At 39.6% G+C, this 21624-nt stretch carries 26 protein-coding genes and 11 tRNA genes; 4 read left to right on the top strand and 33 right to left on the bottom strand.

Annotation, left to right across the window (positions count from 1 at the left end):
* Window positions 1-64 precede the first annotated feature (64 nt).
* From M3600_RS23155 to M3600_RS23120, 8 genes are all read right to left on the bottom strand, one after another.
* Window positions 65-1378 (bottom strand): LLM class flavin-dependent oxidoreductase, encoded by a 1314-nt coding sequence (locus tag M3600_RS23155; RefSeq protein WP_237941232.1) that lies wholly within the window; start codon window positions 1376-1378, stop codon window positions 65-67.
* Window positions 1379-1400: 22 nt separating this feature from the next.
* A complete protein-coding gene (locus M3600_RS23150; RefSeq protein ID WP_245399858.1) occupies window positions 1401-2246 on the bottom strand; it encodes an ABC transporter permease in 846 nt (281 codons plus the stop codon).
* Window positions 2243-3010 carry an ABC transporter ATP-binding protein gene (locus M3600_RS23145; protein ID WP_237941231.1) on the bottom strand — a complete coding sequence of 256 codons (768 nt, stop codon included), beginning with the start codon at window positions 3008-3010 and terminating at the stop codon, window positions 2243-2245. Before M3600_RS23145 ends, M3600_RS23150 begins: the two co-directional genes overlap by 4 nt.
* Before the next feature lie 119 nt (window positions 3011-3129).
* Window positions 3130-3282: a YezD family protein gene (locus tag M3600_RS23140; protein ID WP_233314280.1), complete on the bottom strand. Its 153-nt coding sequence runs from the start codon at window positions 3280-3282 to the stop codon at window positions 3130-3132.
* 84 nt (window positions 3283-3366) lie between these two features.
* Window positions 3367-3528, bottom strand: a complete 162-nt coding sequence (locus M3600_RS23135) for a Fur-regulated basic protein FbpA (RefSeq protein WP_233314281.1) — start codon at window positions 3526-3528, stop codon at window positions 3367-3369.
* 76 nt (window positions 3529-3604) lie between these two features.
* Complete coding sequence (locus M3600_RS23130) at window positions 3605-4807, bottom strand: threonine synthase (protein ID WP_251647758.1); 1203 nt, start codon at window positions 4805-4807, stop codon at window positions 3605-3607.
* A gap of 248 nt (window positions 4808-5055) precedes the next feature.
* The gene (locus M3600_RS23125; RefSeq protein ID WP_251647756.1) at window positions 5056-5559 is read right to left on the bottom strand and encodes a hypothetical protein; all 504 of its coding nucleotides are present in this window, start codon (window positions 5557-5559) and stop codon (window positions 5056-5058) included.
* On the bottom strand, window positions 5556-6071 hold the full coding sequence (locus M3600_RS23120) for a hypothetical protein (protein ID WP_233314284.1): 516 nt from the start codon (window positions 6069-6071) through the stop codon (window positions 5556-5558). The genes M3600_RS23125 and M3600_RS23120 overlap by 4 nt, the downstream gene beginning before the upstream one ends.
* A gap of 133 nt (window positions 6072-6204) precedes the next feature.
* Between M3600_RS23120 and M3600_RS23115 the strand changes: the two genes are divergently transcribed.
* Window positions 6205-6954 (top strand): sulfotransferase family 2 domain-containing protein, encoded by a 750-nt coding sequence (locus tag M3600_RS23115; protein WP_251647754.1) that lies wholly within the window; start codon window positions 6205-6207, stop codon window positions 6952-6954.
* Between the two features lie 13 nt (window positions 6955-6967).
* Here the strand turns inward: M3600_RS23115 and M3600_RS23110 are convergent, their stop codons facing one another.
* From M3600_RS23110 to lepB, 5 genes are all read right to left on the bottom strand, one after another.
* Complete coding sequence (locus M3600_RS23110) at window positions 6968-7837, bottom strand: cation diffusion facilitator family transporter (protein ID WP_233314286.1); 870 nt, start codon at window positions 7835-7837, stop codon at window positions 6968-6970.
* A 267-nt stretch (window positions 7838-8104) separates the two neighbouring features.
* On the bottom strand, window positions 8105-9082 hold the full coding sequence (locus tag M3600_RS23105) for a GerAB/ArcD/ProY family transporter (RefSeq protein WP_251647753.1): 978 nt from the start codon (window positions 9080-9082) through the stop codon (window positions 8105-8107).
* Between the two features lie 103 nt (window positions 9083-9185).
* A complete protein-coding gene (locus tag M3600_RS23100) occupies window positions 9186-9845 on the bottom strand; it encodes an HAD family hydrolase (protein ID WP_251647751.1) in 660 nt (219 codons plus the stop codon).
* A gap of 12 nt (window positions 9846-9857) precedes the next feature.
* Window positions 9858-10196, bottom strand: a complete 339-nt coding sequence (locus tag M3600_RS23095) for an HIT domain-containing protein (protein WP_251647749.1) — start codon at window positions 10194-10196, stop codon at window positions 9858-9860.
* A gap of 23 nt (window positions 10197-10219) precedes the next feature.
* Entirely contained in the window at window positions 10220-10777 is a 558-nt protein-coding gene (lepB, locus tag M3600_RS23090) for a signal peptidase I (RefSeq protein ID WP_237941226.1), read from the bottom strand.
* A 138-nt stretch (window positions 10778-10915) separates the two neighbouring features.
* Here lepB and M3600_RS23085 point away from each other — a divergent pair, with 138 nt between their 5' ends.
* Both M3600_RS23085 and M3600_RS23080 read left to right on the top strand, forming a co-directional pair.
* Complete coding sequence (locus M3600_RS23085; RefSeq protein WP_233314292.1) at window positions 10916-11371, top strand: hypothetical protein; 456 nt, start codon at window positions 10916-10918, stop codon at window positions 11369-11371.
* A gap of 45 nt (window positions 11372-11416) precedes the next feature.
* On the top strand, window positions 11417-11875 hold the full coding sequence (locus tag M3600_RS23080) for a CBO0543 family protein (RefSeq protein WP_251647747.1): 459 nt from the start codon (window positions 11417-11419) through the stop codon (window positions 11873-11875).
* 19 nt (window positions 11876-11894) lie between these two features.
* On the opposite strand, the gene M3600_RS23075 is transcribed toward M3600_RS23080, so the two are convergent.
* Entirely contained in the window at window positions 11895-12491 is a 597-nt protein-coding gene (locus M3600_RS23075; protein WP_251647745.1) for a class I SAM-dependent methyltransferase, read from the bottom strand.
* A gap of 274 nt (window positions 12492-12765) precedes the next feature.
* On the opposite strand from M3600_RS23075, the gene M3600_RS23070 reads away from it, so the two are divergent.
* The gene (locus tag M3600_RS23070; protein WP_237941222.1) at window positions 12766-13779 is read left to right on the top strand and encodes a helix-turn-helix transcriptional regulator; all 1014 of its coding nucleotides are present in this window, start codon (window positions 12766-12768) and stop codon (window positions 13777-13779) included.
* Between the two features lie 51 nt (window positions 13780-13830).
* Here the strand turns inward: M3600_RS23070 and M3600_RS23065 are convergent, their stop codons facing one another.
* From M3600_RS23065 to M3600_RS22975, 19 genes are all read right to left on the bottom strand, one after another.
* Window positions 13831-14277, bottom strand: coding sequence for a CBO0543 family protein (locus tag M3600_RS23065; protein ID WP_237941221.1), 447 nt, complete (start codon window positions 14275-14277; stop codon window positions 13831-13833).
* A gap of 160 nt (window positions 14278-14437) precedes the next feature.
* Complete coding sequence (locus M3600_RS23060; RefSeq protein WP_251647743.1) at window positions 14438-15145, bottom strand: M48 family metallopeptidase; 708 nt, start codon at window positions 15143-15145, stop codon at window positions 14438-14440.
* A gap of 10 nt (window positions 15146-15155) precedes the next feature.
* The gene (locus M3600_RS23055) at window positions 15156-15653 is read right to left on the bottom strand and encodes a YehS family protein (RefSeq protein ID WP_233314298.1); all 498 of its coding nucleotides are present in this window, start codon (window positions 15651-15653) and stop codon (window positions 15156-15158) included.
* Between the two features lie 175 nt (window positions 15654-15828).
* Entirely contained in the window at window positions 15829-16806 is a 978-nt protein-coding gene (locus M3600_RS23050) for a tRNA dihydrouridine synthase (protein WP_233314776.1), read from the bottom strand.
* 128 nt (window positions 16807-16934) lie between these two features.
* A tRNA-Leu gene (locus tag M3600_RS23045) sits at window positions 16935-17015 on the bottom strand.
* A gap of 5 nt (window positions 17016-17020) precedes the next feature.
* A tRNA-Gly gene (locus M3600_RS23040) sits at window positions 17021-17094 on the bottom strand.
* A 9-nt stretch (window positions 17095-17103) separates the two neighbouring features.
* Window positions 17104-17180: transfer RNA gene (locus tag M3600_RS23035), tRNA-Asp, on the bottom strand.
* Between the two features lie 15 nt (window positions 17181-17195).
* Window positions 17196-17288 (bottom strand) — tRNA-Ser (locus M3600_RS23030).
* A 4-nt stretch (window positions 17289-17292) separates the two neighbouring features.
* Window positions 17293-17368, bottom strand: a tRNA-Ala gene (locus M3600_RS23025).
* Window positions 17369-17386: 18 nt separating this feature from the next.
* Window positions 17387-17463, bottom strand: a tRNA-Arg gene (locus M3600_RS23020).
* A 7-nt stretch (window positions 17464-17470) separates the two neighbouring features.
* Window positions 17471-17545: transfer RNA gene (locus tag M3600_RS23015), tRNA-Gly, on the bottom strand.
* Between the two features lie 19 nt (window positions 17546-17564).
* Window positions 17565-17649: transfer RNA gene (locus tag M3600_RS23010), tRNA-Leu, on the bottom strand.
* A gap of 9 nt (window positions 17650-17658) precedes the next feature.
* Window positions 17659-17734: transfer RNA gene (locus M3600_RS23005), tRNA-Thr, on the bottom strand.
* A gap of 6 nt (window positions 17735-17740) precedes the next feature.
* Window positions 17741-17816: transfer RNA gene (locus tag M3600_RS23000), tRNA-Val, on the bottom strand.
* A 7-nt stretch (window positions 17817-17823) separates the two neighbouring features.
* Window positions 17824-17898: transfer RNA gene (locus M3600_RS22995), tRNA-Glu, on the bottom strand.
* 216 nt (window positions 17899-18114) lie between these two features.
* Window positions 18115-18642 carry a DUF3231 family protein gene (locus M3600_RS22990; protein WP_233314299.1) on the bottom strand — a complete coding sequence of 176 codons (528 nt, stop codon included), beginning with the start codon at window positions 18640-18642 and terminating at the stop codon, window positions 18115-18117.
* A gap of 64 nt (window positions 18643-18706) precedes the next feature.
* Entirely contained in the window at window positions 18707-20407 is a 1701-nt protein-coding gene (locus M3600_RS22985; protein ID WP_251647741.1) for a GMC family oxidoreductase N-terminal domain-containing protein, read from the bottom strand.
* A gap of 1 nt (window position 20408) precedes the next feature.
* Window positions 20409-21050 carry a hypothetical protein gene (locus M3600_RS22980; protein WP_251647739.1) on the bottom strand — a complete coding sequence of 214 codons (642 nt, stop codon included), beginning with the start codon at window positions 21048-21050 and terminating at the stop codon, window positions 20409-20411.
* 282 nt (window positions 21051-21332) lie between these two features.
* Window positions 21333-21515, bottom strand: a complete 183-nt coding sequence (locus M3600_RS22975) for an EamA family transporter (protein ID WP_251647737.1) — start codon at window positions 21513-21515, stop codon at window positions 21333-21335.
* Between the last annotated feature and the right edge of the window lie 109 nt (window positions 21516-21624).

Raw genomic sequence — 21624 nt, 5'->3', positions numbered from 1 at the left:
TGCTTGTCTCTTACATTCTATCAAGCTAATGAAAGACACCTCTCTTTTTATGAGAGGTGTCTTCTTATATGCCCAGTTTATCTCGAAGCGTGCCGTCAGTGTATTCTGTTTTAAACAAGCCTCTGTTTTGTAGTTCCGGGATAACGGACTCGATAAACTCCGTCAAGCCTTCACTCATCTGCTGGGGCATGATGTTAAAACCGTCAGCAGCACCATTTTCAAACCAGACCTGCAGTTCGTCTGCAATTCTTTCTGGTGTTCCGGCAATAGTGAAATGCCCGCGACCGCCGGCTAAGCGGAGCAGCAGCTGTCTTAATGTGAGATTTTCTTTTTTAGCTAGGTCGCTGATTAGTTTTGTTCTGCTCTGATGCCCCTTTATTTCTTTTATATCAGGCAGTTCTGGGAAAGGACCGTCTAACGGGTAAGAAGTCAAATCAAACCCGACTCTGTTGGACAGCTGAAGCAAACTGTACGCTGGATTTGTAAGCTTATGCAGCTCTGTCTCTTTTGCTTTTGCTTCTTCATCCGTATTTGCGATAACAGGGCAAATTCCCGGAAGAACAATGACCTTGCTTGGATCACGTCCAAAATCTTGAACTCTGGACTTTAGTTTTTTATAGAAGATTTGTGCGTCTTCCAGTGTTTGCTGTGCTGTAAAAACGATTTCTGCATATTGTGCCGCAAAGTCAATGCCGTCTTTAGAGGAGCCAGCTTGAACAATTACTGGCTTGCCTTGCGGTGATCTTGGGCTGTTTAATGGGCCTTTAACAGAAAAATAGCTACCTTTATGGTTAATTTCATGGACTTTTTCGCTTAACGCATAAACCCCTGTTGCCTTATCCTTGACAAGTGCATCTGCTTCCCAGCTGTCCCAAAGCTTATTGGTCACTTCTAAAAATTCCTGTGCCCGCACATACCTCTGTTCATGATCTGGTATTTCTTCTAAATTAAAGTTTTTCGCTTCTTCATCTGTTCCAGACGTGATAACATTCCAGCCTGCTCTTCCTTTACTCAAATGATCAAGGGAGGAAAAACTTCTGGCAACATTGAAAGGCTCTGTAAAGGAGGTTGATACTGTTCCAATTAAGCCGATTTCCTTCGTAACAGCTGCCAGCGCGGACAAGAGGATGAGCGGTTCCATCCCCCCTCCACCGAGTTCTCCGTATGTAACTGCTTTAGTCGAAACAGAGTACCTGTTTGCCATAAAGATAGAATCAAATTTTGCCCTTTCTGCTTTAGCAGCAATTTCTTGATAAAGCCTGAAATCCTGCACACTTTCTACTGCAGAGGCTGGATGCCTCCAAGCTCCTTCATGATGACCCATGCTTGTTAAAAACAAGTTTAAGCGCATTTTTTCCCCTTTTGTACGGTATGTCATTTGATTTCACTCCCTTTGTTCATTAGCCTTTAAAGCTGTCCTGCCATTTCAACAATCTTCTTTCAAATATCCTTATAAACGAATCTGAAGCCTTCCCAAACACTGCAAAGATAATAATTCCTACAAAAACGACTGTTGTTTGTGAAAATTGCCGCGCATCTGTAATTAAATAGCCGATACCTTCAGATGATCCCATCAGCTCTGCTGCCACTAACGCAAGCCAGGCTGCTCCTAAGGCAAGACGCAGGCCGAGCAGAATATTAGGAAGTGCTGATGGGATAATTAAGTTAGTTATTTGTTTCCATTTGCTGTACTGTAAAACTTTCGCAACCTCATACATTTTCCCATCAACACTGCGTATGCCTAAAAAAGCATTCACATATAGCGGAAAGAAAGCACCTTTGGCAATCAAAAGAACCTTTGAAACCTCTCCAAAACCAAACCATAGGATAAATAGCGGTATGACAGCTAATGTCGGAATTGTGCGTAGCATCTGCATAGTCGGGTCAAGGGTATGCTCTATTTTGCTAGAAAATCCAACAGCTAATCCAGCTAATAGACCAAGAGAACCTCCAATTATAAACCCTCCGATTGCCCTAAGAAAACTGACTTGGAAATGGTAGAGCAAATTCCCTGTTGTCCATAAATCAATGAAAGCCATGAAAATCTCACTCGGTCTTGGAAGCAGTGTCTCTGATACAAACCCATATATTCCCGCTGCTTCCCATACTGCTATTAATAGAACAGGGAAAATCATTCCCCGCAAAAAAATAACCGTTTTAGAAGGCAGCTGTTTTCCTTTTATCTTTTTTTTACGCTTAGCTTTTACAACTGAGTCTCCGTATAACAGTTCACTATTATTACTCAATGTGACCTCCCTCCCATCACTGCATGCTCTGATTTCTCAAACTCCTGCAAAATCGCTTGACGGTATGCTTGAAATGCATTATCCGCTTTCTTCCGCGGGTACGGAAGTTGAATATCTACAACCTTTTGTATCGATCCTGGTCTTGCATTCATAATGACAACTTTGCCTCCTAAATAGATGGCTTCATCTAAATCATGTGTTACTAGCAGCATGGTCGTTTTGTTTACTTGCCAGATATTCAACAAAGCATCCTGCATATGTGTCCTTGTGAATGCGTCTAACGCACCGAATGGTTCATCTAATAGCAAGACTTTCGGATTGCGGAGCAGAGCTCTTGCAATTGCTGCTCTTTGTGCCATTCCTCCTGATAGCTCCCTTGGGTATGATTTTGCAAAGCCGTCAAGCTTAACGAGCTTAATCAGCTCTGCGACCTTTTCTTGAACTTTTTTGTTTTTTAGGGAGAAGTTTGCGGCGATATTTTTTTCTACCGTGTGCCAAGGAAAGAGGCGTGGTTCTTGGAAGATAAAGCCCTTATCGGCGCTGGGCCCGGTTACTTCCACCCCCTCAATCGATACAGAGCCGGACACTTCCGTATCAAGGCCTGCTATGATTTTCAGCAAGGTGCTTTTCCCGCAGCCGCTCGGGCCGATAATGGTAATCAGTTCACCTTTTTCTACTGCTAAGTCAATATCCTTTAATGCATGTGTATCACCATTTTTCGAGCTGAATTTTTTATTTAATTGATTGATTGCTAATAATGTCATAAACTTCTCCTCTCCTTTCAATCTTCCTATTTACGATTGGAATATGGATAAAAAAAAGACACGAAGCAAAAAAATCAGCAACCGTGTCTTCTCCGGTGGTCCGGTAGCAAGAGCATCTTTTATTTTTTTGTGTCTGTTTGTATACGGATTTTTTCTTCTCTCTCAATTTGTGCTATTCTCCCGGCATGAAGGGTAATGGTGACAGAACCATACTCAATTTCCTTTAATATGGAGATGATATATTTTTCATTTTCGTAAGTTACTTCGGCCATTTAAATAACCCCCTATATAAATTTAAAAAAGCCGCTTACTCCAATATTGGGAAGCGGCCTTCAGTTGTCTGATCAGCACCTTGCTTATTCTTTTGTATTCTTTATGCGTGAATATTCCTTTTCCAGATCTGTTAGTGTCCATTCAAACAGATGCTGTCCCTCTTTTTTATAAATGCCTGCAGCTATCAAGGAATGGATTAAATAACTTTTTCTTCTGTCTACCAACTCTCTTAATTTTCCAGACATTTTTCATCGCTCCTTAGTAATCTCTTTAAATACTAATTATTTTAATCTCTTTACTGGGTATTAAATCACAAAAAAATTATGGACGAATTTTTTCTATATATTTTGCGGTATATTCCACTGTATCTGGATACTTAATACCAACTCCTGTATTTAAACAAACGACTTTTTCTTCCTTGCCAAGCCAGCCTGCTTCCCGAAGTTTATCAGCTGCTGCAATTGTTGCGGCACCCTCTGGACATATAAACTGACCTTCTGACTTTGCGACAAGCTGCTGAGCTTTCGTTAATTCTTCTTCGGATACTGCCACTGCACAGCCATTTGTCTCATATATCGCCTTTAAAACCAAAAAATCTCCTAAAGCTTTCGGTACATTAATTCCAAATGCTTTCGTTTCTGAATTCTCCCAAAAATCAGACTCTTCTTCCCCCTCTAAATACGCTTTGACAATAGGCGCACAGCCTTCTGCTTGTACAGCGACTAAACGGGGAAGTCGACCGCTGATCCAGCCAAGCTCTTGCATTTCCAGAAATGCCTTGTAAATACCAATTAAACCGACACCGCCTCCAGTTGGATAGAGAATGACATCTGGTAGTTCCCAGCCAAATTGCTCAGCAATTTCATAGCCCATCGTCTTTTTCCCTTCAATCCGATATGGTTCCTTCAAGGTTGATGCATCAAAATAGCCATTATCCTTTACCAGCTGTGCCGTGATTTTGCCTGCATCACTTATAACACCATCAACTAAATATAGCTCTCCTCCAGAAACGCTCACTTCTTTGCGCGTAATTTCTGGAGCATCAAGAGGCATGACGATATGTGCGCGAATTCCCGCTTTTGCAGAATAAAGGGACCATGCAGCACCTGCATTCCCATTTGTAGGCATCGCAAGCTCCCTCACCCCAAGCTCTGAAGCTTTTGAAACACCGACTGCAGCGCCTCTTGCTTTGAATGAACCTGTTGGAACAAGTCCTTCATCCTTTAAATAAAGATGCTGAAAGCCTAACTCTGCTCCTGCCCTTTCTAATGGAAGCAGCGGTGTCATCCCTTCGCCTAAAGTTTTTACATTCTCTTGGTTCAATACTGGAAGCACCTCATGATATCTCCATAAAGTGTTTTCCCTGCCTTGCAAATCCTCTTTCGATAAGTCATGTTTTAATTTATCCAATTCATATCGAGCGAGTAGTGGGGAACCACAGCTACATAATTGCTGTATTTCTTCGGCAGAATAATATTTACTGCATTTTGGGCATTCCAGATGGTGTATGTAGCTAAATCTCATGGCCATCCTCCTGTATAAGTATTATGTAATTTAAGTTGATAAAAAAAGAGACCAACAAAATACAAGTCTGCTTGACATGTATTTCGCTGAATCTCTAGTGATCTAGTCGATTCCTTTAAAATATTTACAAATATCTGTTAAACCTATGTTAACAGCATCTAAAAGTCGTTGTCAATCATTTTTTAGGGTATTCTGATTGATTTACTTGGAATAATAGTTTAGTCCTATTAATCCTCCTACATTCGCTCTTATTGGACGGAATCTCCGCTAGGGTAGACTGTTGTAACATAGTGATAAAACAACCCAGTAATCGTCTGGGTTAACAAAAATATCGGGAAGGAATAAGGCAAGCTGTAATTATTCTGATAGGTGATGATATGCAACAAGGTGAAAAGCCATTGTGCAATAACCCCAAATAGAGCCCATCCTCCTACATAAAACGCAAACGTTTTTTTACGTATTTTTAATACTTCGTAAAAATATATAAAGGCATAGCCAAAAGGTCCATATAAAGCATAATAAAACAGGTCAAAAAGCTCGTAGTGGTTCGTATCATTTTCCCGATATAAATCGAGTAATCCTCCCCCTATTGTAAAGTCATATAATATTCCCGTAGTTATACCCCATAATATACTCATACAGGTTATTTCCCTGCTCAGCTTTTTCGGTGTGAACATAACGAACAAATAGGCGGCAACCGTCAAGAGCAATAAGGATATCTCATTAATATCAAATTTTCCAATCCAAATCATTTTGTCAGCACCTCTTTCTCTTTATCCACCATATATGTTTGATACCATTTATGAATCCCTAACACTACAAGATGGAGAAGAAGATAGTAAACCAAATCATAAAATATCGACCAGTGTTTGACTGTAGTGACCTTTAATAAATGACTGATAATTGTTATACCTAATATCACTAATGATGACACGAGGATATGCATTAGCTTTTTCACTAGGGAAGATTGTTTGCGACCAAAATTCAAACAAATTAACACAATCACCGGAATAACAATGCTTCTCTTAATCAAATAAGCAACAAAATCCCACGGTTCACGAGAATAGGTAATCAACTCAAACTCCTCATAAACAAGCCAAGTCCAATTAAGATTTATAATTAAAACACTTAAAATTAAAACCGTATTTTCTACAATGCTGTACTTCTTCTTTTGAACAAAAAAACAAATAATGGTCAGCCACCCTATAAAAAAATAAATTGCAAATGCCATCATAACCTCCAACTGCTTTTTCCATATTGTCACCTGAACTCCAAGGAATTATGAATGTTTGCTAATAGATACATGTTAAAAGCTTCGCCCTTTTTTAGCTGATGATGCTTGCGCCATTCCCTTTTTTTTATAAATTTCATTTACTAATAAAAAGGAGATGTTTGTAATGACAGAACAAGACTTGATTATTTTTCTCCACATACCTAAAACAGGCGGGTCCACTCTTAATACTATTTTCAAACGGCAATTTTCGGTGGAGGAAATTTATGATCATGAGCTTTTTCAAAATGAAGTTATTCCATTGGATCAGCTGACAGAACGGCAAAAAAACGATATTAATGCATTTGCCGGCCATCATTTGTATGGAGTTCATGAGCATTTTCAAAAGCAGCACCACTACTTCACTATGCTTCGCCATCCTGTCGATCGGGTTTTATCCCTGTATTCTTATTTGAGAAACTATCCAGGCTATGAAAGATTAAAAGATATGACGTTAGAGGAGTTTGTGAGGACAGAACCAGAAGCTAATAACTGTCAGACACTGCTTTTATGCGGATATCCTGTCCAATATGATCTTAACTTAGCCAAAGAAAGATTAGAGTCATTTGATGCTGTGGGGATAACGGAAAGATTCGATGAATCCTTATATTTACTTAAAGCTGTGTATAATTGGAACGACATTCATTATAACAAGGTCAATATTACAAAGAAAAAGCTTAGACGGGCAGATGTCCCGAAGGAAACGATCAAGCTGATAGAAGACTTTAATAAGCTTGATATGGAACTGTATCAGTTTGCTAAAGAGCTTTTGCAAAAACGATTGAATGGCTTGTCAAAAAAGGAAAAAAAGGAAATGAAAAAATTTATTCAAGCCCAAAGAGCCTTAAACAAACAAAATAAAAAAGCAAAGCCTTAAAAAGCTTGCTTTTTTATTGGGGCTCTACATGGACATGCACTTGGTAAACTCCGTATTCACGCTGCAGCTCTGCCTCCACATCATCAGCTATCCCATGGGCTTTTTTAATATCCAATGTAGAATCAACGAGAATAGAAACATCGACCACTTCGTTATTGCCGTAGTTTCTCCCTTTTATTTCTTTAATGCCCTTTACCCCTTCCATAATCAAAATAGCATTCTTTAACTTTTGCAGCCTGTCCACATCAAAGCCGTCTGACAGCTCATGGGATGCTTGCCTGAATATCTCAATAGCTGTTTTACAGATCAGCATTCCGACAACCAGTGCAGTAACAGAATCAAGCCACGGCATGTTCAACTGTGACCCGAATATGCCGACAGCCGTACCGATACTTACCCACGCATCTGAAATATTATCCTTTGCCGCAGACATAACAGCACTGCTGTTAATTTTCTTAGCCAAAGTGCTATTGTAGCGATATACACCATACATTACTGCTGCAGCAAATAAACCGACAAACCCTGCCATCATATCAGGTGACTGACTATCCTTGTGCATGAAGGAAGAAACAGAATCAATTAACACCTCAATGCCGACAACCATCATAATGAATGAAGCTACCATAGAAGAGATGCCTTCGCTTTTCCAATGACCATAGCGATGATTCTTATCTGCAGGCTTTTGTGATAGTCTTAATCCTATTAGGACTGCAACCGAAGCAATAATATCTGTTGCGTTATTCAGACCATCTGCCCGCAATGCTTGTGAATCCGTCATAAAACCTACCGACAGCTTTATAATCGAAAGGAAAATATAGGCAGCAATACTGATTAATGCTCCTCGTTCTCCTAATTTTAAGTCCTTAAATTTTTGCTCCTCCATGAAATCTCTCCCTACTTAATAATAATCATATGATAACAAGCATATTTCGGGTGGGTCTAGAGCAATCTTCTTGCACAAAAATTAAAAAATTCACTTTGCGTAATTGTTTTTCCGCCATGCAAAACTTATCCATATTTTTACTTCGCAATCCCTCGTTGTTTGACTGCCGTTTTTACCAAAATAATTAAATATAAAAAAAGTGAAAGCATAAATTGCAGCGGCATACTTAAAAGATAATGAATAACATGAAGACCTTCGTATACATGGTCAGCGAAATATCTGCTGATGAATATGGAAAACATAGAAACGATAAAAATAACGGGCATAACAAAAAAGCGATAGGGAAGCCGAAATATATATTCCAGCCCTTTTAGTCCTCCGTATATAAACACCGAGCTTTTTACCAACAATCAAAAGCATGATCATAAACACTGTAATAACATCCATTCTTTCAATAAATTCCCCATTTGATACAAGACGGGTTGCAGATAAGAGGGGGAAGTTTGCTCTTAAGGCAATCCTGCTTCCAAGGGATGCTGTTATCAGCAAACTAGTTAATGTTAAAAACAGCCCTGAAAAAATAATGGAAAATAAGTAGATGATTCTGCTTTTGTGTATATTCCCTACTAAAGGCAGAATGCACATAAAAATAATCATTTCTCCATATGGCCTTGCTACTTCGTATGGAAACATGCTTTTTACAAATGGTCCAATCCCTCTCCCTAATACAGGCTGAATGTTTTCAAGGGTGAGACTTCTGCTACCATACAAAAAAATCGTCAGCAATAGTAAAAAAACGATAGAGTATGGTGTCAGCACCTCCGTTGTTCGACCGAGCACTTCTATTCCAAGATATAAAATATAACCGAGCAGAAGCGTAAAGGTTAACGCGATGAATTCTATTGGTGTTAACGGCAAGATAGCAGCAGAAGTCAACACACTAAAGTCTCTGACAATCCTTGCTGCAATATAAAAAAAATAGACAGCATAAATAAAACCTATTATGATTGCAACTGGTCTGTTAAAGCAGAACTCCAGGATTTGATATAAGTTCTTGTTCGGCTGTAACATAATCATATGATAATATAAATAGGCAATAATAACGCCGATAAATGTAGAAAATAAAATAACAAGCCAGCTGTCTTCCCTCGCCTCAAGGCCTATACCAAAAACAAGGGAGCTTCCTAGATTAAAGCCTAATATTAATGTAAATAATTGTGTGAGCGAAACTTTTTCCGTTAACATAACAGCAGCAGCCTCTTTCCCATTACCGATGTACCTATAATTCCCATAAGCCTCTCCATATATGTATAAACAAAAAAAGACCCTTTCAAATAGTTTGAAAGAGTCACTTTATCGACTTAGTAAAAATTGCAGGCAAATCACGCAAGTCATCTATTACTATATCTGCCTCGGATAACTCCTCTAGTTTAGCAAAATCAAAATGACATCCGACCGAAAGGAAGCCATTTCGACTCGCTGCTTGAATATCTGACAAGCGGTCACCGACAACAGCGCCAGACGCTATCTCATATTTCTGGATGACAGCTCTTACTAAATCGGCTTTATTTAGTGAATGTATTTGAGCAATGCTAAAGGTTTCGGTTACCCATTTATCTAACTCGTAATACTCGACAATTGCTTTTAAATAGGCAGGCAGGCCATTGCTGGCAATAAAAATTGCAAAGTTCCTGTTTTTTAATTCTGCAAGCACTGCTTGTGTGTGAGGATATAATGCTCCTTTGCCATTGTTGATATTTTCTATTAATCTTTCTAAAAAATAAGCATCTATTGCCGCACGTACCTCTTGGCTGTGTAAGGGCAGTAAAGTTTCCCATACTTGCGGAAGCGGCACCCCCATAATTTCTCTGTATTTTTCAATTGGTGTGGCACTATTCCATAGCTGTTGATCCCTTAAACGTTTAAAAGCATCTTCTAAGGCCAATTCTAAAATAGAATTTGTTTGAAATAACGTACCATCCATGTCAAAAATGATTGCTCGTAACATTATGCGCTCCTTTTACTGATTCGTTAGAGGATTGCCAAATACTATATGCCAATGAAGATGTTTGGAATCCTGATAATTTCCTAAATTTGTAATTACACGACATGCACCATATTCCTCCGTCACACTCGCTGCAAGCTTTTGAATGACACCTAAAAGCTCAAGCAGCAGTTTTTGATCACTTTCCTCAAGTGTCAATAGCGACGAAATATGCTTTTTTGGTATGGCCACGATATGTACCGGATAAAATGGTTTAGTGTGATAATAAGCTAAAACATTATCTGTTTCGATTATTTTTTTCACCTTTGTCTTATTACTCAGAACTTCCTCACAGTAAAAATCGTTTCCCAACATTTATTCCCCTTTTCACTTTTTTGTTAGTCTACGAGATGAATATTCTTGATTGGCCAATAAATAATATTTGTCGTCCCAACTACTTTGCTTGTCGGGATTACTCCGATATAACGGCTGTCCTTGCTGTTTCTTCTGTTATCACCGAGCACAAACAGGGAGTCCTTCGGAACTCGGTCCAACCCTAGCAGGCTCTTTAATGTAAAGTTTTCTGTTAACAATGCCCCGCTTCCGAATAATTGCCGTAATTCCTGCTTGTTTTTATCCAAGTAAGGCTCTTCATAAGCCTCGCCATTTATGTAGAGTGTATCATCCTTATATTCTATCTTGTCGCCCGGCAAGCCGATTACCCTCTTGATATAATCCTCCTTTTCATTAGCGTGGAACACGACAATATCAAATCTTTGAATCTTCCCTACCTTTGTAACAATCATTCTGTCGCCATTATCTAACGAAGATTCCATTGATTCACCGTCCACAATGATTGGGACAAAAATAAATAGGCGAATGACAAGCACTGCAATAATCGCTATAAAGGCAGATTTCAGCCATTCAAAATTTTCATTGTTCAGCAGATTTTTCAAGCTATCACTACCTTTTCTTGTTTGCGGACATTTTTCTCCCTATTATCGTACCATTTTATGGCATTATTTTGAACTAATTAAATGCGGTTAGGACGGAAATACTATATTTGATGTTGATAATTTTTAGGAGGAAAAAAGATGAGAAACTGGAAAATGTATGTGCTGCTGATTGGACCATGGTTCACTTTTTTACTATTTGGCGCGAAATCCTTTAGACGCTTTTTACCTACAGGCATTTTTAGTTCACTTCTAATTACTTTAATCAGTGAGCTTTCTAAAAGCTACACATGGTGGAAAGTAAAAAAACCGATTATTCCAGGACTCTCTACAGACATCACCTTTGTATTCGGCCTTTTTTTCACCTTAAATTTATGGATTTTTAAACTTACATATGAAAAAGTTTGGCTTTATATTATCTCGAATATTTTTGCCGATTTTCTGTTTGCCTACCCATTAAGTACACTCGCTGAAAAGTTCAAAATCTATAAGCTGGTCAACCTTAAGAGGCTGCAGCTCTTCTGCTTAAGTCTGTCTGTCGCAGGATGCAACTATTTCTTTCATCGTTTTGTTGTAGAAAAGGAAAGAAAAGGATAACGATATTTTTTATGGATTATTACACTAAAGGAACTGATGCGTATTATGACCTTTTTAATTATCTCCTGCCTCCTATTTATTGTTATCGCTTGGATAATTCCGAAGAGAATTTCACAAGCAGAGCAATATGCCGTTATCCTATATTCCATGTTTATTGGATTTTTTGTTGACGTACTGCTTGATCTTAAGCTCCATCTATATGGCTATTTTTCCCCAGGCATTCAATTTGCCGGGTACTTGCCAATCATCATTCTCTTTCCTGCATCCGGAATATTATTTGTAAATTTTTTCCCATATAAAAAATCAGTGCTTCATAAATCCTTATATGTAATTTATTGGATTATTTTCTGTATAATTTATGAGTTTGCCTCCGTTAAATCAGGTTACTTTTATCATAATGGCTGGAACTATTGGTATTCTGCCGCTGCTTATCCGCTGCTGTTGATTTTTCAACTAATCAATATTGCTATCTTTAGGAAATTAATGAGGGGGGAAGCCGAATAATATACCCCCTTATTGGTTCTTAAGTAGCTTGAGCCTTATCTCTTGTGCAGATGAAGCCTCTAATAAGAAATGATCCAAAATAACAGCTGACATTAGTAAAGCCGCAGTCATACAATAATTCTTTCCATTCTTCGTCACTATTAACCTCTGTTCCCTGCCCAATTGTTGCAGCAAATTCTGCGAACTCTTCAGGTGATATGCCGTTTGAGATCATATAATTTCTCCAACCCGCCATTTGCATTTCGAAAAATTCACTGACCTGTTCTCCTTGAATGGCAGCAAGTAAAAGCGGTGCACCTGGTTTAAGGTGTTTAGCAATATTCAACAGAAATTTCCGTTTATTTTCTAACCCTTTTATAAAATGAAGAACAAGCAGGCATGTAGCTCCATCAAATTGTTTTTCGGTAGAAAACATATCCCATTCTGAGTGGTGAAAACAGATTCGATCTGCTATATTCTTTGTTCTGCTTTTCGCAAGTTTAAGCATCTCCTCTGAGGAATCGACAGCCACATATGACCAGAGCGAATTATTGCTGAATGTGACGAGTTCTTGCCCGCCGCCAGCTCCGACAATTAATACTGTATGATTACTGTCACCAATTAAAAAACCTTCCATCTAGTTCCCTGTCAGCTCATATAATAGTGGGTAACCTGCAATCTTTTTCCTTATTGTTGTAGCATAGGAATTAACACTAGGATCCTCCCAGCTCTTCGCTCGTTTGCTTTCCGGCATATGAATGCCTCCTTTTTTAATGAATGCAATTGTAATTCCCATTTGTTATCATTAAATTAATGATATTAATAATCATTATCATTCTATTTAAAAATTATAACAAGCAAAATCCCATATTTATGGGATAGTTATCACCCTGGAAAGAGGCGAACAAAAATTGAAGAAAGACACAGCGTTTATAACTGATTTTTTGAATAACTGTTTAATACATATAAAAAAGTCTATTTGTTATGAGGCAGGGTGTTTTACGACAGTCGACTCATTAACACTTCTATCAACAGGTGCCTTCACGGATGCTCGGATTGAAAAAATACATCCTCTTTTATTTGAAAATGAATATTTACAGAAGGACTTTAACCGGTTTGAAAATCTCATAAAGCTTCCTGTTCCAGTTGGTGTTTTAAGTCACTCTACAAATGGAAATCTTGCGTTGAGTACCCGCAGTAAAGAAATTCTTCAGCCTGCTGGTTTTTCAGATGAGCTGCGTGCAGCTGTTATGTATAAAGGAAAATGCTGCGGATTTTTGACATTGTTTCGTTCTAATAAACAGCAGATGTTTACCCAAAAAGATATGGACGAGATAATTTCGTTGTTGCAGCCGATCTCCATAAAGCTGTATGACTTTTTTGCTGCTCCATTGCCACCAGGCAATACAGCAGATTGGGATAAAAGTGTGATACTGCTTAATGAAGATATGCAAATAACCGCAGCCAATAAAGGCGGGCAGAGCTTGCTTGACTTTCTGCGTAAGCTAGAACAGATAGACAGCACCATTTTACCGCGGCCGGTTAGGGCAGTATGTACAAAAGCAAAGGCGAATGATCTAGTGCAGACAGAAGCAAAAATTTGTATTCACCCCTCTGCAGGAGAATTTTTCACAATCCATGCGACTTTAATGCAATCACAGGACCAGCACTTTGCCGTCACCTGCCAAAAAACAGCACCACAAGAAATTTTACATAATACAGCTTCCCTATACAGACTGTCAGACCGGGAAAAACAGCTAGTAAACTATATATTTCTCGGAAATACCACTAAAGAGATTGCAGCAGCATTATATATTTCGCCACATACAGTACAGGACCATTTAAAATCGATTTTCACAAAAACGAACAGTACAACGAGAGGAGAATTGGTGTGGGTGCTGCTTAATAAATATAGTTTTTCTTGAGGCATTAACAAAACTCTCCTGATGGTGGGAGAGTTTTGGGATTGCTTTAGTTTAGCCGTTTTCTGGAGGGCATTTGATCACCTTCCGATAAAACCAATACAAACCTAGATAAGATATAAAATATACAGGGATAGAGTACCAAAGCTTCCACTCGAAATGCTTCATGAATCCTGCTTTATGCAAAAGATACTCAATCAAAAAAGAGATGGCTGTCCAAATGATTACATAGAGAAGATAATGATTATTTTTTTGAAAGTTTAAATATAATACTGTTAGCAACGGAGGAACTAATGAAACGAGAGCGAAATCCGTAAATTCTACCTCCTTGGATGGGCCAAAATCTACATAATCAAGCTTCACAGCAATGAAGAAATGAGCAAGCCAAGCACAATAGCTTACAATCGGCACAACAATGACATTTTCTCGCCATGTTAATTGCTTCGGCATAAAAAAGAGCATGATAACAAGCAAACCTACTGTACTCCATAAGATATACATATCAATCCCACCTATAACTTAAATATGGCAACTATTATTGTTTGAATGCTAACCAAGTTATATACATTTTTGGTGCAATTGCTTTACAACAATTCTAAAATACGTAAAAAAGAGCTCTCACAATCGTGAGAGCTCAATGAATTGTTTCCAGCCCTGTATTCTAAACAGTCATTTTCCAGTTTGAAAAGCTTAGCCAATTTTCTTTTTCCTTATAATCAGGCATTATTTTCCCAACAAGACGCCAAAACGAGCGGTCGTGGTTTAAATGGACCATGTGACACATCTCATGTACAACTACATAGTCAATGACCTCACGTGGTGCCATTGCCAGTCTCCAATTGAAGGTTAATTGCAAATTGGAATCACATGTACCCCAGTTCGTTTTACTATCTGATATCCGTACAGAACGGGGTTTTGTTTTAAAGTTGCCTTGATAAACAGAGATACTTTTTTGTACTAAGTCCTTACACTGCTGATAATAAAAACGTCTTAATGCTTGTTTACTCTTTTCATCGTCAAGCTGCTTCACATATATATGCAGTGTTTCTTCTTCAAATACAACATAGTCCTGCTTAATTTTACGGTCTTGGAATATTTTAATAGGATATGCTTTCCCTAAATACAGAAAGCTTTCATCATTATCATAGACCTTTTCTTGTGGACCATTCCACCTATCCTTCATTTCTGCTAATTTTTCCTGTATGAGTTCCCATCTGTCTTCTAAAGCCTGAAGCACCTTTTCATCTGCTATCTTTTTCGGAGCTTGTACTTCAATTTCTCCATAGCTATTTATTGATATTCCGATGGAGGTTCTATTTTTGTACTTTACTTCATAGCTAATTGTCGAACCTGCGTACGTATGAATCATTTACATCACCTTATCCTCTGTATCGGACTGCGAGTCCTTTTAAGAAGTTTCTGGCGAATTTATCTCCACACTCTTTATAATTTTTATGTCCCTCTTTTCGCAATAAAGCACCCAACTCACCTTTTGTCACTGTTAACCCTGCGTTTGCAAAAATATCCAGCATATCCTCCGTAGTTAAAGACAGTGCTATCTTCACTCTTTTTAGAAGGAGGTTATTAATATGTTCCCCTTTTTGAGAGGGTTGAGCTGGAGCATTAGGCATCCCTGGTTTAGGTTCTTGTACTCCCCTTTTATAAATAATGAGACCATTTAAAAAGGAATCGAACATACTAGTTGTACATTTAATTTGATCGTCATTTTCCTCTTCTTCGTCATCTGTCTTTTTCAGGATTTGCACCACTTCAGGTACCGTTACCTCGACACCGCCAAGATTAAAAATCTCCACCATTTCTTTATTTTTTATTTCTAGCGCATATCTCAAGCGAATAAGCATATCTTTAATTTCCATTTATGTAACTCCTTATATTAAATAATAGTACCTTTTTATAAAGCAACAGGCACTTAATTTTAGTATAACTAATAATACTTCGCAACAGTCTAGCCATATACAATTGATAAAAGCAAAAATTGGCTGATGGGAGTCAAGGTAAATGTACTCACATCAGCCAATTAATCACATATTCTTACTCAACTATGTCAGCATTTTTCTCAAAGAGATCAAGCATTTCACGCACTTCATCCGATGAATTTGTGCTCATCAATTGATTTCTTAGTTCACTTGCTCCTCTAAATCCTTTAACATATATCTTGAAAAAGCGATGCAGAGCTCGGAATGAGCGTGTCTCTAATTCTTGTGAATATTTGTCATGTAGATCAAGATGCAATCGCAAGAGATCAAGCAATTCTTTACTGCTATGTTCTTTTGGCTCTTTTTCAAATGCAAATGGGTTTTTAAAAATACCGCGCCCAATCATTACCCCATCAATACCATATTTTTCAGCAAGCTCCAAGCCAGTTTGATAGTCAGGAATATCTCCGTTAATCGTCAACAATGTATCTGGCGCTATTTCATCACGGAGCTTCTTAATCTCTGGAATCAGCTCCCAGTGAGCATCCACTTGGCTCATTTCCTTACGTGTACGCAAATGAATTGAAAGGTTAGCAATATCTTGTTTCAATATATGTGCTAGCCATTCCTTCCACTCTTCTACTTCCGTGTAGCCAAGTCTTGTTTTCACACTTACAGGCAATCCGCCTGCTTTTGCTGCTTGGATTATCTCTGCAGCGACATCTGGACGGAGGATAAGGCCGCTCCCCTTCCCCTTAGATGCCACATTAGGCACAGGACAGCCCATATTAATATCGACGCCACGAAACCCGAGTTCTGCCATTCCAATACTCATTTGGCGGAAATTTTCAGGTCTATCTCCCCATATATGTGCAACCATTGGCTGCTCATCTTCTGTAAAAGTCAAACGCCCGCGTACACTTTGCTTCCCATCTGGGTGACAGTAGCTCTCTGTGTTCGTAAACTCTGTAAAAAACACATCAGGTCTTGCTGCTTTGCTCACTACATGGCGAAATACTACATCCGTTACCTCTTCCATTGGTGCAAGTACAAAAAACGGTCGTGGCAGTTCACGCCAGAAATTATCTTTCATCATTACAATCAAATCCTCTCATTATGGATTAATTTTTTATGATCAAATGGTGGTTTTCTTTTTAAAATAAAAAACGCCCCTTACAGAGTGTAAGAAACGTTGATTTCACTGCATAAGCAGCATCATAATACCGGTGGCCGGGGTCGAACCGGCACTCCAAAGGAACACGATTTTGAGTCGTGCGCGTCTGCCAATTCCGCCACACCGGCATAATTGGAGCGGGTGATGGGAATCGAACCCACGACATCAGCTTGGAAGGCTGAGGTTTTACCATTAAACTACACCCGCGAAATATAATGGCGGTCCGGACGGGACTCGAACCCGCGACCTCCTGCGTGACAGGCAGGCATTCTAACCAACTGAACTACCGGACCAAACTATTAAATTAATGGAGGAGGAAAGGGGATTCGAACCCCTGCGCGGTTTGACCCGCCTGTCGGTTTTCAAGACCGATCCCTTCAGCCGGACTTGGGTATTCCTCCGTATTGGTGGAGCCTAGCGGGATCGAACCGCTGACCTCCTGCGTGCAAGGCAGGCGCTCTCCCAGCTGAGCTAAGGCCCCGTAAAATGCAAATGTATATGGCGCGCCCGAAAGGAGTCGAACCCATAACCTTCTGATCCGTAGTCAGACGCTCTATCCAATTGAGCTACGGGCGCATATTTTTGGAGCGGAAGACGAGGTTCGAACTCGCGACCCCCACCTTGGCAAGGTGGTGTTCTACCACTGAACTACTTCCGCTTAGAGTATTTAAATTAAATGGTGCGGGTGAAGGGAGTCGAACCCCCACGCCTTGCGGCGCTAGATCCTAAGTCTAGTGCGTCTGCCAATTCCGCCACACCCGCAAAATCTAATGGTGCCGACGAGAGGACTTGAACCCCCAACCTACTGATTACAAGTCAGTTGCTCTACCAATTGAGCTACATCGGCGCATTATGGTGGAGGATGACGGGATCGAACCGCCGACCCTCTGCTTGTAAGGCAGATGCTCTCCCAGCTGAGCTAATCCTCCATTATATTGGTGACCCATACGGGATTCGAACCCGTGTTACCGCCGTGAAAGGGCGGTGTCTTAACCGCTTGACCAATGGGCCGTTTCATTTTCTTCGCTGTCATGTATCAGCGACAAGGATTATTATATCTAGTATTTAAATGAGCGTCAATACATTTTTTAATATTTTTTATTTTTTTGTATCAACTTTTGACTCAGACTATCTTTAGCACAAATTATTATACCAAAAAAAGAAGCTGAATTCCTTACATTCAACTTCTCCCTTCTACTTATATATATTTTCACTTAAAGTGAATAACTATTTGTTGTAAAACGGCGGCACCCGCAGCCACCCATGCTCATCTAAGTATTGCTTAACAGTTAGACCGGCAATGGTCTTCTTCATAATATATTTAGAAAAAAGCAAACCGACATCTGCACGGATAGATTCTGTAAGACCTCTTGCTGCATAATTTACTCCTGCTGCAAGATTATAAGAAAGGAGGTTGGCAGTCTCTTCATCATTCAGTTTTGCTCCTTCCGGGATGTCGCGAAAATCTCCGACTGGTTTTTCTGGGGTAGTCTGTGGGAGCGGAACTCCTTCTTTTGTCAAAAATTCTTTTAACTCATCACGCATCGGAATATGCACAGAATCGGTAGTATCCTTAATGATTGCTTTTAATTTTGGATCTTGAACGATGTTAACAGCAAGCTCTTCATTACGAAGGGTTGTTTCCGTTGCCAACAAATAAAACCACAGATTGCTGACTTCTAAGACATTTAATGGTCTTTTTTCACCGTCCAAAAATGGCTCAAACGCATCGTACATGACTTCAAACAATTTCATAAGTAAATCCCTCCGTTCTTAAGTATGTTTTTGAGTTAGTTTGTCTAAAAATTTTAAAAACATACTAAGAAAAATAAGTCTCTATCACCTTTTCTGCTGTCCTAGCAGCTAAGGCTTGAGTTGTAAGGGTTGGATTAGCACCACCGAGACCATTAGCATGCACGCTGTTGTCAGCAATATAAAGCCGTTTTACTTGATAGGCCTCACAGTTTTCATCCACAACAGAGCCGATTCTCATCGTGCTTTCCATATGAATCATCATACCCTCCGGCCAATTGGAGCGCAAAATTTGTTTCGCTCCCGCCTTGCGTAATAGGTCTGCAGCCAGTACAGCAAGTTTTCTGCGCCGCTCGGCTGATTTTTTTGTAGCTCTATACCGGATAACTGGCACAAAACCATTCTCATCGGAAATACGCGGATCTAGTGCGACACCGTTTCTGTCATCCACTTCATCGTCTGTTGTTACCAATATACTTAAAGATCGAGCATAATTATCCATCAAGTAATGTAAAGTTTGTCCAACTGGCCGTCCCTCCATATCCCATGGTCTGTGATTGCTTCGCGCTTTTCTAACAGCATACCCATCTGTACTCAAGCCATAAAAGGAAGCGGTCAATCCTGGACTCATTCCAGCTGTCTGTAGTGCACCAAGTCCTGGATAGTCTAGCCTTGCTCCACAAGTGTTTCCTACATATGGTCTTATTTGCGTTGCTCCTATAACAGACAATAAATCTTTCTTTTCAAAGATTCCTGTAATCCAGTCCATATAATGTGTGACTAATCCTTTGCCAACAAACTCATTTTCTGGCAGGGATGAATTCAGCCAAAGTCGCGGAGTTTCTATACTGCCGCAAGCTAACACAACTACGGATGCGGTTAATTCTTCTTCTTGTCCTGTCCATGTATCTCTTATTCTTACACCGATTGCACGGAATTCAGTACCCTCCTTTTCGGTTAGGATTTTCACAGCGAACGCATTTGGCCTTATGCTTACATTACCTGTCCTTAAAGCGAGTGGAATATAACTTACATTCGTAGAGCGTTTAGCCATTTTTTCAATGGAAGGTCCATGAGCACAACCGTTAATACAATGTCCTGACAATGTACAGCCCTCCATCCAGGATAGCTCGACATCAGTAATATTGGGGTTAATGATTGCTTCGTTTGGTGGAAGAATGGCATTAGGCTGCGGTCTATATCCAGGTGTATAAATATCAAGAGCTGGATTCAAGTGCAGTCCGAGCTTTTTTGCCCCAAAATAAAATAATTCTTCCTTTGCCGTAACTGGCGCAAAGTTCACTGGTAAGGTTTCCTCTACCTTTTCATAATACGGGATAAGCTCCTTATACGAAAACGGCCATTTACCATCCACTGATTGCGGATAAGCTCGCGGACAGTTGGCTGTATAAACTTGCGTTGTGCCGCCAACGCCGGCACACTGCCATATCATTGCCTTTTGTTTAATATTCCGGAACCATTGCGCCTTGCTTCGGTCTGCCGGTCCAAAGCGATACCTTCCTGTCACTAAATCATTCATGTTCATTTCCTGCTTATCCACTAACTGCTTGTATAGATCAATGTCGAGATCAGATAAAGAGGAACTGCTTTCGCTGTTCGACTCCGTATTGGGGTCCGGCCATTGTTTATTGCCATACCAAGGTCCAGCCTCCAAAACAAGCACTTTTAATCCTTTTTCTCCAAGCTCTTTCGCTATGACAGCCCCTCCACCGCCAGACCCAATTACGATGACATCCTGCAACTTCATACTATCCCTCCTTTTTATGTGGCATAAGAGCTAAAAAACCGCGAAAATCCCGATAAGCATAAGCTGGTCCTGGATAGCCTGCCCGATGCCAGCCAATAGGGAAATATTCCATTTGCCGGTTTTCCGGAGGCAAAAAAGCAGTACTGCCATATCCCGTCCATTCGGAATAAAACCCGAAAAAAGTCAGCTGATGCAACACATCAACGATATTTTGAATAAGTCCTGGATTATTGTCATAAGGCGGTTTTAAATTCACCGGATTTATTTCTAGCCTTTCTATATATGAGATTGCATTAAGCCTGTCTAATGGTGCTAATAACGTGTAAGGACCACCTTCAGGGAATGTATTACAGCAGAGCGGATATATATTTTTCTGAGATTGGACCAGATAAACTGCTCCACTATCTAGCAGTTCTGCTGTAGACTTAGCCATTGATGCAATCATCAACTGTTTTTTGACCTTTAGGGGCATGGACTGATTTAGTATCTGCATTAGATATTCGTAAACCTGCAGTTCAAAGGCACCTGGCTTGATAAACGAAGTGCTGTTGGGAAGGTAATATGCTTGAGGAGGAATAACTGCCTGTACAAATGCTTGAAAAGTGGATTTAGTATGAGCATCCCTAATTTCTATACTAACCATTCGCTAACCCCTGTTTCTCATGTTTATCAAATAGTTTACTATCCTTAATATTATTCACCTCAAGGCTTGGCTATGTCATTGCCAATAGTAAAAGATAGGAAAAATTGTGTTTTCGGCCAATAAGGTTCATTCTTATTATCTCTAAAACAAGCACTTCCCCTTTCCTTCCCATAAATCTTTTACCGAAATCTCGAAATCCAGCGGTAATCAATATCTCACCCTTCTTTATATATAAAAAGGAAGTCTGGCTATTTATCAGCAAGACTTCCTTAAACAAGCAACTTATTTCACTGCACTGCTTCCCAATGCTCTTTTTTTCTTAATCGTAATTTTCACCTCTGAAACAACCAGCCCTGCTAATGTAAGTAGTATTCCCAATGCTGACAGCTTTGTCAGCTGTTCGTGCAGCACAAGCATAGACACTACGACTGTAATGACAGGTACCATATAAGAAAAACCGGGCATAGCCCGGTCCTTTTCATGGTTAGAGAATATCCGATAATTTGTACTCTATGCCATGTACCCCTTTATAATACTCAGGATACATTTCACCCCCACATTTTTCACATGCAAA

The sequence above is a fragment of the Niallia sp. MER 6 genome (assembly GCF_023714395.1).
Taxonomy (GTDB): domain Bacteria; phylum Bacillota; class Bacilli; order Bacillales; family Cytobacillaceae; genus Niallia.
Note: the sequence above shows the minus strand (reverse complement) of the source record. Positions and strands in the feature narration are given on the sequence as shown.

Coding starts and splice junctions, on each gene's coding strand:
- M3600_RS23095 (WP_251647749.1), bottom strand. CDS start 10,196: ATGTTGGGAAACGATTTTTACTGTGAGGAAGTTCTGAGTAATAAGACA.
- M3600_RS23135 (WP_233314281.1), bottom strand. CDS start 3,528: ATGTCTGGAAAATTAAGAGAGTTGGTAGACAGAAGAAAAAGTTATTTA.
- M3600_RS23060 (WP_251647743.1), bottom strand. CDS start 15,145: ATGATTCATACGTACGCAGGTTCGACAATTAGCTATGAAGTAAAGTAC.
- M3600_RS23115 (WP_251647754.1), top strand. CDS start 6,205: ATGACAGAACAAGACTTGATTATTTTTCTCCACATACCTAAAACAGGC.
- M3600_RS23065 (WP_237941221.1), bottom strand. CDS start 14,277: ATGTATATCTTATGGAGTACAGTAGGTTTGCTTGTTATCATGCTCTTT.
- M3600_RS23055 (WP_233314298.1), bottom strand. CDS start 15,653: ATGGAAATTAAAGATATGCTTATTCGCTTGAGATATGCGCTAGAAATA.
- M3600_RS23140 (WP_233314280.1), bottom strand. CDS start 3,282: ATGGCCGAAGTAACTTACGAAAATGAAAAATATATCATCTCCATATTA.
- M3600_RS23110 (WP_233314286.1), bottom strand. CDS start 7,837: ATGGAGGAGCAAAAATTTAAGGACTTAAAATTAGGAGAACGAGGAGCA.
- M3600_RS22975 (WP_251647737.1), bottom strand. CDS start 21,515: ATGCCCGGTTTTTCTTATATGGTACCTGTCATTACAGTCGTAGTGTCT.
- M3600_RS23145 (WP_237941231.1), bottom strand. CDS start 3,010: ATGACATTATTAGCAATCAATCAATTAAATAAAAAATTCAGCTCGAAA.
- M3600_RS23050 (WP_233314776.1), bottom strand. CDS start 16,806: ATGAAAGATAATTTCTGGCGTGAACTGCCACGACCGTTTTTTGTACTT.
- M3600_RS23085 (WP_233314292.1), top strand. CDS start 10,916: ATGAGAAACTGGAAAATGTATGTGCTGCTGATTGGACCATGGTTCACT.
- M3600_RS23075 (WP_251647745.1), bottom strand. CDS start 12,491: ATGGAAGGTTTTTTAATTGGTGACAGTAATCATACAGTATTAATTGTC.
- M3600_RS22990 (WP_233314299.1), bottom strand. CDS start 18,642: ATGAAATTGTTTGAAGTCATGTACGATGCGTTTGAGCCATTTTTGGAC.
- M3600_RS22985 (WP_251647741.1), bottom strand. CDS start 20,407: ATGAAGTTGCAGGATGTCATCGTAATTGGGTCTGGCGGTGGAGGGGCT.
- M3600_RS23155 (WP_237941232.1), bottom strand. CDS start 1,378: ATGACATACCGTACAAAAGGGGAAAAAATGCGCTTAAACTTGTTTTTA.
- M3600_RS23125 (WP_251647756.1), bottom strand. CDS start 5,559: ATGATTTGGATTGGAAAATTTGATATTAATGAGATATCCTTATTGCTC.
- M3600_RS23100 (WP_251647751.1), bottom strand. CDS start 9,845: ATGTTACGAGCAATCATTTTTGACATGGATGGTACGTTATTTCAAACA.
- M3600_RS22980 (WP_251647739.1), bottom strand. CDS start 21,050: ATGGTTAGTATAGAAATTAGGGATGCTCATACTAAATCCACTTTTCAA.
- M3600_RS23105 (WP_251647753.1), bottom strand. CDS start 9,082: ATGTTAACGGAAAAAGTTTCGCTCACACAATTATTTACATTAATATTA.
- M3600_RS23080 (WP_251647747.1), top strand. CDS start 11,417: ATGACCTTTTTAATTATCTCCTGCCTCCTATTTATTGTTATCGCTTGG.
- M3600_RS23130 (WP_251647758.1), bottom strand. CDS start 4,807: ATGAGATTTAGCTACATACACCATCTGGAATGCCCAAAATGCAGTAAA.